Genomic DNA, 14,717 nt, shown 5'->3' with positions numbered 1-14,717 from the left:
CGACGATGCCGGTGCCCGCGTTGGTGCGCTATGGGTGTGCCCGGTCGATGAGGCCCTGTGACCGGGGCCGCAGCGCCGCCGCCACCTCGGCGGCCGTACTCGCGAGCCCACCGGAGGCGTCCTTCGCGAGCAGGACACGGACCGCCCTGCCCGCCACCTCGACGGTGAGCGGGAGGTTCGCCCCCGGCCGGTCCGCGAATTCGACGGTGATGTCGTTGCCGCCCTCGTGGCCCCAGGCCGCCGAGCTGACGACGACCGCGGCCTGCCCGGTACCGCCGATCGTCGCCTGCGCCTTGCGCTGGTAGCCGTTCGTCTTGTACGGCAGGTAGACGATCTCGGCGACGTCCGGGTACTGGCGGGCGATCTCCTCGGCGCGGCGGTAGAGCTGCTGCGGGTGCTTGTAGCCGTCGACGAAGTTCCACTTGTAGGCCGGATCCGCCGTCAGGGGCAGCGGAGCGTCCTCGAGCCAGTTGGAGACGTAGCCGGTGGCGACGCCGCCGGTCGCGCTCGTGACCCGGACCTGGCTCGGGCGCGCGTCGAGCTTGAACAGGTTCCGGTGGAACATGTACTGCCCGGAGTCGACGAACCGGCTCATCGTCCGGGCGAAGCCGAACGACGTACCGGGGCCCGAGTCGTTCTCGAGCTGCATCGTGATGACCGGGGTCGTCTGCTGCCCTTGGGTGGTCCGTGCCTCCACGTCGACTCCGCGGGATTCGCGCCCGCGGGCGCGGTCGCCATGAGGACGCTCCCCACCAGGCCGGGCAGCGCGAGAAGCGCGATGCGCAGTCGCCTGCGTCGCATGCTCCCCTCCTTCTGTTCGTGGCTGATGCCGTGGCCGGCGCACATGCGGGCCGGGCCGATCTGTTCAGGACGGTAGGGTTGGGTCCGCCCACGGCGAGTCCTGGCGCGGCGGCGATCGCCGCCGTGGCCGGATGGCGTGGGCTGTGGGCGGGGTGGGTGCGGTGAGCGTATGTGCATTTCTCGCATCGACGGGCGCCGTGAACAGGGTCTTGAGCACTCCTTGAGCTTGCGGGTCGACCTCAGGCACGCCGTTGCCCTGCCGGGTCGGCGGGCGCGGGGAACCGCGTCGCAGCGCAGGTCAGCTCGTCTGGGCGGAGCGGCCGAGGCCACCGGATGTACGGGCGAGCGCCCATGACGGAGACCAGGCGCGCCGAGCGCGAGCCGGGCGACAGTCAAGCAGCGTGTCGCGACGTGGCTGGCAGCGCCAGGTGGGCGGTCTCGCGGTGCTCCTCGACTCCTTCGAAGCCGGCCGCACGACCGGATCCCGAGCCCTTCATACCGGCTCTTCGAAGTTGAGCGGGGTTCGTGGCTGGAGTTGACCCGAGCGTGAAGGGCTCGCAGCTCATCGGCGATCATCTGAGTGTCGAATTCGGATGGTCACAAGTGAAGAGCTGCGAGCATGGTCAACGATACGACCCGGCTGCTGGGGCTGGACGGCCTGGTGGCCGACCGAGTCGAGGTGGACGACGCGGGCGTCCCGGTGGTGGACCTGTCCACCGGTTGTGAGCAGGCGCGATGCTGTCCGCAGTGTGGGCAGCGGGCGGCACGGGTGAAGCAGTGGGCCACGACCCGGCCGCGGGATCTGCCGGTCGGCGGCCGGCCGGTGCGGCTGCGCTGGCGCAAACGGCGCTGGTACTGCCCGACCCCGGCCTGTCCACGCAAGTCCTTCACCGAGCAGGTCGCCCAGGTCCCGGCCCGATCCCGGCTCACCACACGGCTACGGCAGGCGGCCGGTGCCGCAGTCGCCGACGGCGGCCGCACGATCGTGCAGGCCGCCCGGGACCACGGCGTCTCATGGCCGGTCGTCGCGCGGGCGTTCACCGCCCACGCAACCGCGGTGCTGCCGGACGAGCCGCAGCCGGTCACGGTGCTCGGCATCGACGAGGTCCGACGCGGCAAGCCACGCTGGAGCTGGGACGCCCAGGCCGGCTCGTGGACCACGACCGCGGACCGGTGGCACGTTGGTTTCGTGGATCTGTCCGGCGGACAAGGCCTGCTCGCCCAGGTATCGACCAAGGGCTGTTTCCATGATCGGTCAGGGTCCCCACAAGACCCACAGGGGTTAAAGATCAAGTTAGGTCGTGACACCGAGTGGGTGTTCGCGGCGCCGCCTCGTGCGTCATTATCGTGTGGGGTGATCAACCGAACGTCACGGTCAGAGAGGCGCTATGAGCCACTTTCAGCACGGCCACCGGGTGGTGGGGAGCATCTCGGCCGAGGTCGTCGAGCGTTTTGGTGAGATCGTTTCCCCCGGCATCGAGGAGGCCTGGAAGAATGAGGGCGCCCTGGTCACTCAGGACGGTTTCGTGCGCCTCATCGATCCGGCGCTGCTGCTGCCGGTGATGGAGATGATCCTCCCGTCGCATCCCGGTGCGATCCCGCTCTTCACGACCGCCTGGGGCGACCTCGTGGTGCAGTACGACGACACCTACGTGCTCGTGCTGTACCGGTACGGCTTCTACGTCGAACACTCCGGCTTCGTGTCAGACTTGATCTTCGATCACCTGGAGGATCGCCACGCGCAGCAGACGAGGCTCCAACGTCAGTGCTATGACGACGCGGTAGCGACGTTGGGTGAACCGGCGATCGACGAGTGCTTCGGGTTCAAGCTGCCGCTGGCGATGGGCGGGTCGGAGGTTGCGGACAATGTGGTGCGGCGCAGATTGAAGGAGCATCTGTTGTTCCTGGTACAGACCGGCGGCGCGCCGTTGGACCTCGACGAGGTCGACCCGCCTCAGGACGAGCCGCTACCGAGGGGCCGGGTGGCCGCGGGCACCGGAGCGCTGACCGATGGGGAGAAGGAGTGGGCGGTGCTCGGCGAGCAGCAGCTCGACGCACTACAGCCGGGCCTGGAGTTTGGCATCGAACGCCTGCCTGGTGAGCAGGCGGTGTACGTCTGGCAGATGGGCTTCGGCGGTGCTCAGCTGATCATCAGTCACGACGGGGCGTTGCTGTTCGGTACGTCGGCGTTGGAGCGAGACCAGATGATCGCAGCATGGCGCACCGGCAAACGCACCCCGGCTGCGGACCTGACCGCGGCGGCGGCACAACGCCGCCAATAGCGGTAGCCGGCGTCCACCAGACTCGACGGTCATTTGAGGCGTAACGCAAATAGTTTGTTATCTTTGTCAGTGTATGGGCGTTACGGTGCGGGATGCGCGGCGGCTTTCTCCTCAGGCACAAGAGGATCTGCGCCGTCGGGCTGTCGCGGCGGTCAAGGCGGGGCATACCCAGGCGGCGGTGGCCACAGTGCTCGGTGTGTCACCGCAGGCGGTCTCGCGTTGGGTCAACGCCTTCGACCGTGAGGGAACAGGGCGCTCAAGGCCGGTAAGCGGGGCCGACGTCCGGGTGAGCGGAAGGCCCTGGACCCGAAGCAGGAAGCCCGGGTACGGCGGGCGGTGCTCGGCAAATACCGTTCATACCGTCAAAGCTGCTATACCGGAGAAAGCTAGGACGCACCACCCGCAAAGAATCAACATGGCGATCAGCGTGACGATGCCAACCCGAATCCCCGAAGATGGCGGGCGCCTCGGGCGATACGGGTGCGGGGCGGAAACCGGATATGGATACGGGGAGGTGGAACCGTAGCCGTACAGGTAATCGTCGTCTTCCTCCTCTTGGCGGCGCTGTTCCTCCCAGTACGCGTCTTCCTCCTCTTCCAGGCGGCGGCGTTCTTCTTCCTCCTCCCATTGGCGCTGCTGCTCCCAGTACGCGTCTTCCTCTTCCTGTCGGCGGAGTTCTTCGTCCTCTTCCTCCTGCTGCCGTCGGCGCTGTTCCTCCCAGTATTCCTCTTCGTCCTCCGCCTGCTGCCGTCGGTACTGCTCCTCCCAGTAGTCGTCTTCCTCGCGTTGTTCGTCCCAGCAGGTGTCTTCTTCGAGCTGACGGCGCCGCGTCCGCCAGGCGTCGTCCTCCTCCTCTTCCTTTCGGCGGCTGCCTTTGTCGTGCTGTTCTTGTGGGCGTCCGTGCTCCGGTCCGTCGAGCTGGTTGGTCATGCTCGCTCCTGTGCCAGGCTGAGCAGGCGGCTCAGACGCCTCTCGTCACCCTTGGACTCTGCGTACTCGCGAAGTTCGGCGATGGACACCGCGGCAACCTCAATGTTGCCGGCGAGGTCGCGGATACGGGTTTCGAGGTCTGCCTGGCAGGTGACTTCGGGCAGGGTGGCGATGCCGAGTGAGCGTTCCTTGAGCGCTCTCTGGCGTATCTCGACATCGGCGCACCATATCTGGATGAAATGGTTGTCCCGGAACTGGTACGACCCGATGCGTGACAGGGAAATCCTCGGCGGGTCTCCGAAGGCGGTGCCGGGGAGGACGACCTGCCAGATGCCGGCACGAGTCTTCTGCAGTCTGCCGGCAGCGAACGTCGTCGACTGGGCGAGCCATTTCCGCCATACGTCCGCCGGGTCGCTGGATCCCTGGGCCTCGATCAGGTGTTCAACCGATGTCTTGGTGCAAAGCCCCTCCAGGAATTCGTCTCGCTTCTCGGAAACGTTGGTGTAGGCCAGGATCCTGTGGTCGGCCGTCTCGATCAGATAGCTGGGCAGGAACCCCTCACGGACGGCGCTTTGTTGAAGGTTTCGAAACTGGCTGGGGAGGTTGTACTGGGCCCGGTCGGGGCGGTTCGCCAGCCATTGGACAACCTGCGGGTTGAATTGGGCGGTGGTGACGACCGGCCGAAACCTGGTACGGTCGGCGACCTGCCCTTCCTCGATCTCCGGGGTGTCCAGCACGGGGACGTTGCCGTCGTAGTACGGGCGCGGGAACGGGGCCCCCGTCTGTCGCTCGACTAGGATCGTCAGTCGGCTCATCGTGGCGACATACCGAACTCCTTCGTTGACCGACCTTTGACCGAGATCGGTCAGGTGTAGCGCGGATTCGGTCATGGTGAGATGGCCGATGCGTTGGAGGAATGCCAGGCAACGCTCGACGAGCCCGGCGGGAAGACCGAGGAAGTGGATGAGCTCGGATCGGTGATGAATGTCGCCTTCGTGAATAGCGCGCACGATGAAGTGGTCGATGAGTTCGAAGTCCTGCTTGTCGTAGACCTCCGCGGTGGTCTCCACCTGCCAGAGTGGCCAGAGCACGGGAAAGAGCCGGATCGGTCTGATCCCCGGCAGCGAGACAGCGTTTTCCACTGCTCGTGTCGCGGGGTAGATGACACGCTTCATGACAGCTCTCCGGTCATCGAGTCGAGGGCGGCGGTCACCTGCTGGGAGGGGCGCCGATCCCCAGCGCGGGCGAGGTGGTCGCTCAGCGCGTGCATGACGTCGCGGAACGCCTTGTTCTTCGCGCGGTGGAGTGTGCTGAGGTCACCCACGAGCACCAACTGTTGTTTGGCCCGCGTGATTGCAACATTGAAGCGGCGTAGTTCCTTGAGGAAACCGATTTCGCCCTGGGTGTTGCTGCGGGTGAAACCGAAGATGATGAGATCTCGTTCCCCGCCTTGAAAGGAGTCGACGCTTCCGACGTTGTCGGCGATCCGCGACGAGGCACCCATGCTGGCCGTGAGGCGCTCGATCACGAGTTCCTTCTGTGCGTTGAAGGGGACGATGACCGCCCAATCCCGGTACTGTCGTTCGAGTCCTTTCACGAGGCTTACGATGATCTCCGCCTCGAGTTCGTTCCGGTAGCCGTGCCGGATTGCCTCGCCGAGTCCCCGCATAGCGGTTTCCGCGCGCCTTTCCGTTGGATGATCCGAAGTGTCGACCATCGCGAACGGAGAGGCGAACAGGCCATTCCGGGAACCTCCCGGGTGCTCGGTCCTCCCCGCCGCCGGTCCGGGGTGAGCGCCCTCGGCGGGCCACGCGGCGACAAGCTGGTCATCACCACGTCCCGGGTGGGTCTGCGCCCCGACGAGGCCGGCACCTATGCCGCGATCGGTATGGCGTTCGGCGCGGTCCTGGTCCCGGTGGTCGTCACCCTCGTCGTGGCGGTCCCCTGGCTCGCGCCCTTCCTCCCGTGATCGCTCAGGCCGGTGGTTCCACCTGAAGGGGCGATGCCGTCTTCCTGTACCGGCGCCGGCCCCTGAGCAGCTGGATTACGAGGTTTCGACCGGGTTGAGCCGCGCCGGCTGTCATGGTTGGCGGGATCAGATCGATCGGCATCTTGACGGGTGGGACGGATGACCCCCGGGCCAACACGTTGCGCCTGGAGACCATCTTCACCCGTCCCACGCCGGCGCCGGAGAACCCGGAGTTCGACGCCCCGGACAACATCTGCATGTCCCCGTACGGCGGGCTGATGATGTGCGAGGACGGGATCGGGGAGCAGCACATCCTCGGTACGACCGCCGCCGGCGAGGTGTTCGTCTTCGCCGGTAACCGGGTCAACGTCGGCACCGCCGGGGATCCGGAGTGCGGCGAGCTGGCCGGCGGGACGTTCTCCGCCGACGGCCGGACCATGTTCTTCAACGTCTACAACCCGGGCATCACGTACGCCGTCACCGGCCCCTGGAACCGCCGCCAGGGCTGACCCCGCAGCCGCCCTCCGGTGCTCCCCGGTCCGCATGTGATCGGGGAGCACCGGCACGTCTGAGGCCGCGGGACGGGTGGACGCCGTCCCGGTCGGTCAGCTGTTCAGCTTGGTCAGCAGGGCGTTGGCCATGCCCTGCTCACCGGCGGCGTTCGGGTGGAACGGGGCGGCCGAGTTCTCCGGGATCAGCCCCTCGACCCACCGGGTGCCACTGCTCTTGCACGCGTCGTGGCCGATCGACGGGGTGTACACGTCGACGTAGGTGGCGTTGTTGGCGGCCGCGGCACTGGCGAGCATCGAGTTCAGCGACTTCTCGACGGTGCGCAGGTACGGCACGTCCTGATAGGCGATGGGGACCACGGGCCAGCAGCCGTAGCCGCTGTCCGGCAGGATCGCCGGGTACCCGATCACCACGACCCTCGCGGCCGGGGCGGCCGCATGGACCGCCTGCAGCACGGTGGTCACCTTCGGGGCGGCGGCGTTGATCCTGGCCTGCAGTTGGTCGGTGCCCCCGGCGGTGTACCTGTCCTTGCACGGCGAGCCGAACGGGCTGCTCAGGCTGGCCTCCGCGCAGTCGCTGATGATGCCGGAGAAGCCGATGTCGTTGCCACCGATCTGCACGGTGACCAGTGCCGTGCTGGAGGTCACCGCGGCGAGCTGCGGCGGTACGGAGATGCCCAGGTAACCGCTGCCGCTGTTGAGGATGTCGTTGGTGGTCGCCCCGGAGCAGCTCACGTCGGCGAACGACGAGGAGCCGGCGGACGCGGCGACGAGGGACGGGTAGTTGCGGTTGGAGCGCAGGCAGTTCAGGTCGACCTGCGTGGGGACGAGTGGACCGGCGGTGTACGAGTCGCCCAGCGCGACGTAGCGTCCGGCCGGCACGGCGGCGCTGGCGGGCGGGGTGAAGGCGAGCAGCACGCCGGTGGTGGCGGCGATCGCGGCCACCCGGGTGGCCGCTCGGAGGAACGGCAGGCGGGGACGGGTCATGGCGCCTCCCAAGGGGGGATCATGGGTGCCGTGATTCTGTCCGCGTAAGTGGCGATGGTCAATATTTATGAGCGCTTTTCAATGCTGGTCGCGACAACCGTCGGGCGAGAAGCCCGTTGCCCGGGGCGGACCGCGGTCCAGTCCGGCCCGCTCCGGGCCAGCCCCGAGCACCCGGCGGGAGAACCCGGTCAGCCCCGCCGGCAGCGGTAGGCGAGCCGAGCACCGGCCTGCACGGGCGACGGTTCGACGATGTTGACGGTGGCGGTCTCGGTGGTGGTGCCGACCCCGCTGAACGTCCACTTCAGGGTGAGGGTGACGGTCCGCTGCCCCCGACCGACCCGCTCGGTGAGCAGGGCGCCCGGCGACGCGTCCGAGCGGAACCACTGGTAGCGGATGACCCCGCCCCTGCCGTTGGTCCGCACGGTCGCGACCACGTCGACGGTGACGTCGCAGCGGTTACCGGCCGGCTGCGGCACAGCTACCGTGACGCCCTCCACCTCGAGCGGGCTGAGCCGCTCCCACAGGTAGAGCCCGACCACGGCGACCAGCGCGAGGGTCAGCAGCGTGGAGAGCACCGAGACCACCCGGCGCCACAGCGGGCGCGGGCGGCTCGCCGGGGCTGTGACAGGCCAGGCAGGGGCGCCCGGTGGGGTGGCCGGCACGCCGGGCCCGAAACGCACCTCGCCGCCGGGCGCCGGCTGGGCCGGGCCGCCCGCGGCCCGCGCCTGCGCCGACCCCTGGAGGTACGCGCCGGTCGTCCCGCCGTACCCGGAGGTGGCCGGCCCGGTGACGGTGCCGGGCGCGCCGAAGTGCGTCGTGGCGGCGTCCGGCGCGCCGAAGCTGACGGTCCGATCGGTCGCGCCGGAGCGCGTGGTCGGCTCGGCCACCCCTGGGTACGCGGTCCGGCCGGTCGCGTCGAGGTCCACGGGCCGGTCGGTCCTGGCGAGGTGCGTCGTCGCGTCCGACGCGCCCAGGTGCACGGTCTGGCCCGGCCCGCCGAGCCGCATGGTCGCGTCCGACGTGCCGAGGTGAACGGTCACGTCGGGCACGCCGTGGTGGGCGGTCGCGGCGGGTCCGGCGTCGCCGAGCGCCACGGTGCGGTCCGGGTCGAGGCTCGCCCCCGGGTCGGCGACCGGCGACATCGCCCGGGTGGGCAGCGCCTCGGTGGGCTCCTCCGGCCGGGTCACCTGAGCCCTCCCCAGGTCGTGGCGACGGTGTGGGCAGCGGGCACGTCGTACTCCTCAGCCGGGGGTGCAGTAGTTCTGGAGGGTCACGTACACCGTCGAGGAGGTGGCGGTGTTGCCGGCGGCGTCGACGGCGGTGACCTGGACGGGGATGCGGGTGGTCAGCTTCGGCATCGGTAGCGGCCCGAGGGTTCCCTGAAAGCGGCCCCGCCGGGTCGCGCTCATCGGGACGGTGGCGGTGTCGTCCCCCAGGGTGTACCGGAAGGTGACCTTGAGCGCGGCCGGGCCGCTGCGGTCGTCGGTGACGGTGGCCGCGACGGTGCTCGTCCGGTAGCCGTACGGGCAGCCGTTCGGCTCCAGTTGACCGGGGTTGGCGCTGACGCCGCCGACGGTGGGGGCGGTGACGTCGGGCGGGGCGGTGCTGGTGGTCGGAGTCGGGGTCGGCGGCGCGCTGGTGCGTACCGGTGAGCGGGTCGGGGTGGGCGGGCGGGACCGGCTGGGCGTGGCGGTCGGGGTCGCCGGCGGCGTGGGCGTGGGCGTGGCCGACGCCGTCGCGGTGGGGTCCACGGTGGGTGTGGGGGTGGCGGCCGGAGTGCCGGGCGCGGCCGGGTCGGCGCCGGCCGGACCGCCGGCGACCGTCGGGTCGTCGTAGGCGGCGTAGCTGTAGCCGGCGCCACCGGCCAGCAGGGCCGCGACGAGGGCACCGCCGACCAGCGCGGTCCGCTTCCGACCCCGCTGCGACAGGCCCCGCCGGGCACGTGTGGCGCCCGCCCCGAGCGCGGTGCTGGCGACGCTGGTGGCGCCGCCCGCGCCGTCCGGGAACGGCCACAGCGCGGCGAGCAACGCCGCCCGTCGGGCCAGTTCGCGCAGCCCGCGCTCCTCCCACTCCGGGCCGTACGCCTCGCCAGCCACCCGGTCGAGGACATCGAGGAAGACCTGGGCGGGTTGTGGCCGGTCGGCGGGCTGCTTCGCCATGCCGTGCCGGAGCAGGTCGTGCACGGGCACCGGGGCCGGGTCGGTCGGGATCGGCGCGCTGGCGTGCTGCTCGCGCAGGGCGAAGATGTTCCGCCCGTCGTAGGGCGGCCGGCCGGTCAGGCACTCAAAGAAGGTGGCGGTGGCCGCGTAGATGTCGCAGGCGGGGCTGGACGGGGCGCCGGTCCACTGCTCGGGGGCCATGTAGCGGGGCGTTCCGGAGACGATGGTGCCGGAGCCCTGGCCGATCGGCATGGCGATGCCGAAATCGCCGAGCTTGCTCAGCCCTTCGCCGGTGACCAGCACGTTCTCCGGCTTGTAGTCGCGGTGCACGACGCCGTGGGCGTGCGCGGCGGCGAGCCCCGCGAGGGAGCCCTTGAGGACGCAGAGCGCCGACTCGGGGGTGGTGGGGCCGTGCTCGCGCAGCATCTGCCGCAGCGACACCCCGTTGACCAGCTCCATGACGATCGCCGCGCCCTCGGCGCACTCGACGTACTCGTACAGCCGGGAGACGTGCGGATCGTCGATCTCCCCGAGCAACCGAGCCTCCTGGCGGAAGGCGGTCCGGAAGGACGGGTCGTCGCCGATGTCACGCACCAGGTACTTGATGGCGACCGGAGTGCCGGTGGCGTCGTGGGTGGCGAGCATGACGCTGCCCGAAGCCCCGGCACCGAGCTGACGGACGGGCGTGTAGCCGGACAGCTGCCAGCCGCTCATGCGAGGTACTCCACGGCGATCCAGGAACGGGTGTCGGTCCCCGTCTCTCTGATCATTCTGGTCGCGTCGGAGCTGCCGTCCATCGGCGCAACGGGTACTTCCGCCGTCCGGTCGGCGACCCGGGGTAGGGGGTGCTGGCCGGGTTCGGGGTCGGTCTTGTGCGCACCCGGCAGCGCGATCGGCGAGTGGTCGATGACGGACACGCAGCCACAGGTAGCAGACCCCGGCAAGCCGCCGAGCGCTCGGTGACGTGCCGACGCCGCCCCTGGCGTGCGCGTACCTCGATCGGCCACCGTGCCCATACCGACACCGAGAAAGGACACGTCGAATGGGTACCACTCAGGACTACCAGGCTGCGGAGCTGCTCTTCCGCCGCCCCGCCCACCCCGGCGAGGTCGTCATCGGCGACGAGGACAGGGCGCGGTGAGTCGACGGAGGAGTCCGCTTTCCGGTACGGGGCGAGCAATGGCGCCGGCAAGCCGTTCGTGCTGGTCAACCCGGTGGCGAGTACCCGCGGGCGGGCCCCCGTTCGGCCGCCCGCCACACGGAATGTGATTGCGGTTCAGCCATCGGCCGGCGACATCGGCCGGAGCTGAGGAAGTCTCCGCAATGGCACGCGTTGCCTCGATGCCGTGATACCACCGGATGTGATCGCGAAGCGGTAATCTGGCTCGGCTTGCCATGAGCATCACGACAACCAGATGCCGCAACAGGTCGAACGAACGCTGCCAGGAGGTTTCCGTATGTTCTCAAGATTCGGACGATTAATCGTCCTGAATCCGTGGAAAGTCATCGCCGTATGGCTCGTGCTGCTCGTCGGCTCGTTCCTCGCGCCTCGCCTGGCCGATCAGGTCAGCAACGACCAGGCGAGCTTCCTGCCCTCCAGCTACGAGTCGGTGCAGGCGCAGGAGTTGGCGGAGCGCGCGTTCAGCCAGGGCAACGGGGCCAGCGCCACCATCGTGATCAAGCGGGTCGACACCCAACCCCTCACCGAGGGCGACGCCGCGCGGGTCGGTGAACTCGCGCAGGCACTCAACACCGCCGGCATCGAACGGGTGACCTCCGCGGCGACCGGGCCGCAGGCCGTTTCCCCGAACAAGCAGGTGCAGCTGGTCAGTATCGTGCTCAGCGGCTCGCCGGCCGACCCGAAGCTCAACGACACCATCGTGTCGATTCGCGACAAGACGTCGTCCATGCTGAAGGGCTCGGAGCTGTCCTACGCGGTAACGGGGGACGGCGCGTTCCTTCTGGACAATCAGGAGGCGTTCGACAACGCGCTGCTGGTTGTCAGCATTGTGACGCTGGTCCTGGTCGTCGGTCTGCTGCTCGTCATCTACCGCAGTCCGGTCGCGGCCCTCCTGCCGGTCGTGGTCGTCGGCGTGGTGTCGGCGGTGTCGGGCGCGGCGGTAGCGCTGGTCGTCAGAGCGTTCGGCATGCAGGTGGACCCATCACTGGCGACGATCCTCACGGTGGTGCTCTACGGCGTCGGCACCGACTACATCGTGTTCCTGCTGTTCCGCTACCGTGAGCGGCTGCGCGCCGGTGACTCCCCGAAGGAAGCGCTCACGGCAGCGGTCAGCCGGGTGGGCGAGGTCATCGCCTCGGCCGCCGCGGCGATCGTGATCGCGTTCGGCGCCCTCCTGCTCGCGCTCTTCGGCGGCTTCCGGAGCCTCGGCCCCGGCCTCGCCATCGGGGTGATCGTGATGGCGATCGCCGCGGTCACGCTGGTGCCGGCGATCGTCTCGCTCATCGGTCCCAAGGTCTTCTGGCCGTCGAAGTCCTGGCAGCGCGCTCCGCGGGGAAGCATTTTCCAACGGCTCGGCACCTTCACCGGGCGCCGACCCGCCCTGGTCGCCGTCGCCTCGGGCGGAGTCTTGGCCGTGCTCGCCCTGGGAGTGTTCGGTCTGAAGATCGATTACGACCAGATCGGGCAACTGCCCAAGGGCACGGAATCGGCACGTGGCTTGGAGGACATAAAGCTCGGGTTCCCCGCCGGTGCGCTCAACCCCACCACCGTCTACGTACGTTCCGACGCCGGCCAACCCCTGGACCCGGCGGCCCTCGACAGGTTCGCGCAGTCCTTGACTCAGGTGTCCGGGGTCGGGAGTCTGATGCCTGGCCCCACCGGCGCCCCCGCCACCATCAGCCCGGACGGTACGACCGCCCGAATCAACCTGCTGCTGACCACCAGCTCGTACTCCAATGCGGCGCTCGACGTCGCCGGCGACGACCTGCGGCGAGTCGCCCACGCGGAAACCCCGCCCGGAACGACCGCGCTGGTCGGCGGAGTCAGCTCCCTCTTCGCCGACATTCGGCACGCCAACAACCGCGACCTGTGGGTCATCTTCCCCGTCGCCGGCGCGCTCATCGCCGTGATCCTGGGCCTGCTCCTGCGCAGCCTCGTCGCACCGGTGTACCTGATGCTCGCCGTCGGTCTCGGCTTCGTGGCGACCCTCGGCGCGACGGTCCTCGCCTTCCAGGGCGTCGGCGACAAGCAAGGACTGTCCTTCAACCTGCCGATCATCCTCTACCTGTTCGTGGTCGCGATCGGCACCGACTACAACATTCTCATGATCGCCCGACTACGCGAGGAGGCACGGGCAGGCAACGACCCCCGCACCGCCGCAGCTCTCGGAATCCTGCACGGCGGGCCGTCCGTCGCCGCGGCCGGTCTGATCCTCGCCGGCACGTTCGCCTCGATGCTGTTCGCGCAGGTGTCGTTCCTGACCGAGATGGGCTTCGCCGTCTCGGCAGGAATCGTGCTCTCGGCATTCATCATGTCCCTGTTCCTCGTCCCCGCGGTCACGGCGCTGCTCGGACACACGGCCTGGTGGCCTGGCCACGGTGACCGCGGCCGGCCGGATTCGGTCTCGACCGAGCCGTCCTCGGCCAGCCAGGTGGAGCCGGTGACCACGCCGGCCGGCTGAACCTCGGACCCTGGCGGTCACCGGATACTCCGTCCGGTGGCCGCCGGGGCGAGCACCCGCTGCGGGGACTCCTGCCCTGCTGGCTACCCGAAGATCGGGCGGTACTCGCCGTAGCCCTCACGTTCAAGGTCGTCGCGGCGGATGAAGCGAAGCGCGGCCGAGTTCATGCAGTAACGCAACCCGCCAGTCTCCGGAGGGCCGTCGTCGAACACATGGCCGAGGTGGCTGTCCCCCCGCGCCGACCGGACCTCGGTGCGGACGGTGCCGAGGCTCGCGTCTCGGATCTCGACCACGTTCCCCTGTTCGAGCGGCATGGTGAACGTCGGCCATCCGGTGCCGCTGTCGTACTTGTTGACGGAAGCGAAGAGGGGTTCACCGGACACGATGTCGACGTAGATGCCGGGCTCCTCGTTGTCCCAGTAGGCGTTGTCGAAGGCCGGTTCCGTCCCCGCCTCCTGCGTGACCCGGTACTGCTCCGGCGACAGCCGAGAAATCGCCTCTGGGTTTCTCCGGTACTCGCGTGACACGGTTTTTCCTCCCGAATAGGCCGTCGGCAAGAAAGCCCCTGCAACCCGCGGTCGCGAACGCGTACCCCGCCCGCGCCGGAATAACCACGAATCCGGCCGCCCTACGCCCGAACCTCGCGTCTTCGTGACCACGACGGTGACGATGACGCGTCGTGCACCGCACTGGCCATACGCTGGCCCTGGTCGCCGGCGCTTCCGGTGGCGTCGGACCGGTCGGAGGAAGCGATGCGTAACAGCGAGATGGCGAGGCTCGGCGGGCTCGTCGGCGAATGGACGACGACGATCTCGGACGCCTGGTTCCTCGAACCGCCGGGCACGGAGGTGCCGGGCACCACCACGGTCGAGTGGCTCGGGGAGTCGCTACTGGTCGTACGGTCTGAGTTCGGCGGAGGCGGGCGCGCGCGTTCCGAGATGAGTCTCGTCCTCGGTCGCAGTGATGCGAACGATCGGTTCGTCGCGCTCTACCAGGACGACCGGGGCGTCTGCCGCGAGTTCGCGATGACCTTCGACGGCGGGCGGTGGACGCTGGCCCGTGCGGACCCGGACCTCCACCAGCGGTTCATCGCCGACGTCGAGGAGGACCGGATCCTCGGCCGCTGGGAGGCGTCCGAGGACGGGGGCAGGTCCTGGCGGAAGGACTTCGACCTCACCCACGAGCGCGCCTGAATCGACCCGGTCGAGGTGGTGCCTACCGATTTGAGGCGAGAGGGCTGCCGTCTTCAGGCGGCAGGTGAATCGCTGCCCTGATGCTGCTCTGTTAGTTATGTGCCGTGCGTATACTAAACTCGTGGCCGAATATCAGACGAACCGTGGGGCGGCGTACAGCCTCGGATACCACGTGGTGTGGTGCCCGAAGTACCGCCGCCCCGTGCTCGTCGGCCCAGTCGCCGAACGTCTGCGGGACCTGATCGG

Annotated in this window: 16 protein-coding genes; 7 read left to right on the top strand and 9 right to left on the bottom strand. The window is 69.1% G+C overall.

The genetic code is table 11. From position 1 onward, the window contains the following. Positions 1-28 precede the first annotated feature (28 nt). Positions 29-697 carry a hypothetical protein gene (locus tag ABGB16_RS16185; protein WP_347668877.1) on the bottom strand — a complete coding sequence of 223 codons (669 nt, stop codon included), beginning with the start codon at positions 695-697 and terminating at the stop codon, positions 29-31. 765 nt (positions 698-1,462) lie between these two features. On the opposite strand from ABGB16_RS16185, the gene ABGB16_RS16180 reads away from it, so the two are divergent. Together ABGB16_RS16180 and ABGB16_RS16175 are read left to right on the top strand one after the other, a co-directional pair. Further along, positions 1,463-2,260: a transposase family protein gene (locus tag ABGB16_RS16180; protein WP_347668876.1), complete on the top strand. Its 798-nt coding sequence runs from the start codon at positions 1,463-1,465 to the stop codon at positions 2,258-2,260. Then, complete coding sequence (locus ABGB16_RS16175; RefSeq protein WP_347668875.1) at positions 2,190-3,083, top strand: T6SS immunity protein Tdi1 domain-containing protein; 894 nt, start codon at positions 2,190-2,192, stop codon at positions 3,081-3,083. The genes ABGB16_RS16180 and ABGB16_RS16175 overlap by 71 nt, the downstream gene beginning before the upstream one ends. A gap of 354 nt (positions 3,084-3,437) precedes the next feature. Here the strand turns inward: ABGB16_RS16175 and ABGB16_RS16170 are convergent, their stop codons facing one another. The 3 genes from ABGB16_RS16170 to ABGB16_RS16160 are packed head-to-tail and all read right to left on the bottom strand — an operon-like array spanning position 3,438 to position 5,751. After that, positions 3,438-4,013, bottom strand: coding sequence for a hypothetical protein (locus ABGB16_RS16170; RefSeq protein WP_347668874.1), 576 nt, complete (start codon positions 4,011-4,013; stop codon positions 3,438-3,440). After that, positions 4,010-5,188: a hypothetical protein gene (locus ABGB16_RS16165; protein ID WP_347668873.1), complete on the bottom strand. Its 1,179-nt coding sequence runs from the start codon at positions 5,186-5,188 to the stop codon at positions 4,010-4,012. The genes ABGB16_RS16170 and ABGB16_RS16165 overlap by 4 nt, the downstream gene beginning before the upstream one ends. Beyond that, positions 5,185-5,751 (bottom strand): C-terminal helicase domain-containing protein, encoded by a 567-nt coding sequence (locus ABGB16_RS16160; RefSeq protein ID WP_347668923.1) that lies wholly within the window; start codon positions 5,749-5,751, stop codon positions 5,185-5,187. Before ABGB16_RS16160 ends, ABGB16_RS16165 begins: the two co-directional genes overlap by 4 nt. Positions 5,752-5,772: 21 nt before the next feature. Between ABGB16_RS16160 and ABGB16_RS16155 the strand changes: the two genes are divergently transcribed. Both ABGB16_RS16155 and ABGB16_RS16150 read left to right on the top strand, forming a co-directional pair. Continuing rightward, complete coding sequence (locus tag ABGB16_RS16155) at positions 5,773-5,982, top strand: hypothetical protein (RefSeq protein WP_347668872.1); 210 nt, start codon at positions 5,773-5,775, stop codon at positions 5,980-5,982. Positions 5,983-6,125: 143 nt separating this feature from the next. Further along, positions 6,126-6,491, top strand: coding sequence for an alkaline phosphatase PhoX (locus ABGB16_RS16150; RefSeq protein ID WP_347668871.1), 366 nt, complete (start codon positions 6,126-6,128; stop codon positions 6,489-6,491). Between the two features lie 96 nt (positions 6,492-6,587). Here the strand turns inward: ABGB16_RS16150 and ABGB16_RS16145 are convergent, their stop codons facing one another. The 4 genes from ABGB16_RS16145 to ABGB16_RS16130 all read right to left on the bottom strand — a co-directional run bounded on the left by ABGB16_RS16145 (position 6,588) and on the right by ABGB16_RS16130 (position 10,554). After that, positions 6,588-7,478, bottom strand: a complete 891-nt coding sequence (locus ABGB16_RS16145) for an SGNH/GDSL hydrolase family protein (RefSeq protein WP_347668870.1) — start codon at positions 7,476-7,478, stop codon at positions 6,588-6,590. A gap of 188 nt (positions 7,479-7,666) precedes the next feature. After that, complete coding sequence (locus tag ABGB16_RS16140; protein WP_347668869.1) at positions 7,667-8,665, bottom strand: hypothetical protein; 999 nt, start codon at positions 8,663-8,665, stop codon at positions 7,667-7,669. 54 nt (positions 8,666-8,719) lie between these two features. Beyond that, complete coding sequence (locus tag ABGB16_RS16135; protein ID WP_347668868.1) at positions 8,720-10,351, bottom strand: serine/threonine-protein kinase; 1,632 nt, start codon at positions 10,349-10,351, stop codon at positions 8,720-8,722. Further along, on the bottom strand, positions 10,348-10,554 hold the full coding sequence (locus ABGB16_RS16130; RefSeq protein WP_347668867.1) for a hypothetical protein: 207 nt from the start codon (positions 10,552-10,554) through the stop codon (positions 10,348-10,350). The genes ABGB16_RS16135 and ABGB16_RS16130 overlap by 4 nt, the downstream gene beginning before the upstream one ends. A 540-nt stretch (positions 10,555-11,094) precedes the next feature. Here ABGB16_RS16130 and ABGB16_RS16125 point away from each other — a divergent pair. Then, positions 11,095-13,278 carry an MMPL family transporter gene (locus tag ABGB16_RS16125; protein ID WP_347668866.1) on the top strand — a complete coding sequence of 728 codons (2,184 nt, stop codon included), beginning with the start codon at positions 11,095-11,097 and terminating at the stop codon, positions 13,276-13,278. 83 nt (positions 13,279-13,361) lie between these two features. Here ABGB16_RS16125 and msrB read toward each other — a convergent pair whose 3' ends face one another. Next, positions 13,362-13,805: a peptide-methionine (R)-S-oxide reductase MsrB gene (gene msrB / locus ABGB16_RS16120; RefSeq protein WP_347668922.1), complete on the bottom strand. Its 444-nt coding sequence runs from the start codon at positions 13,803-13,805 to the stop codon at positions 13,362-13,364. Positions 13,806-14,030: 225 nt separating this feature from the next. Between msrB and ABGB16_RS16115 the strand changes: the two genes are divergently transcribed. After that, the gene (locus ABGB16_RS16115) at positions 14,031-14,471 is read left to right on the top strand and encodes a hypothetical protein (RefSeq protein WP_347668865.1); all 441 of its coding nucleotides are present in this window, start codon (positions 14,031-14,033) and stop codon (positions 14,469-14,471) included. A gap of 97 nt (positions 14,472-14,568) precedes the next feature. After that, on the top strand, positions 14,569-14,717 hold a 149-nt coding region (locus ABGB16_RS16110; RefSeq protein WP_347668921.1), incomplete at its 3' end, for a transposase.

Origin of the sequence: Micromonospora sp. B11E3, assembly GCF_039871625.1 — a bacterium.
Taxonomy (GTDB): Bacteria; Actinomycetota; Actinomycetes; order Mycobacteriales; family Micromonosporaceae; genus Micromonospora.
The sequence above is the reverse complement of the archived record's forward strand: the minus strand, read 5'-3'. Positions and strand labels throughout refer to the sequence as shown.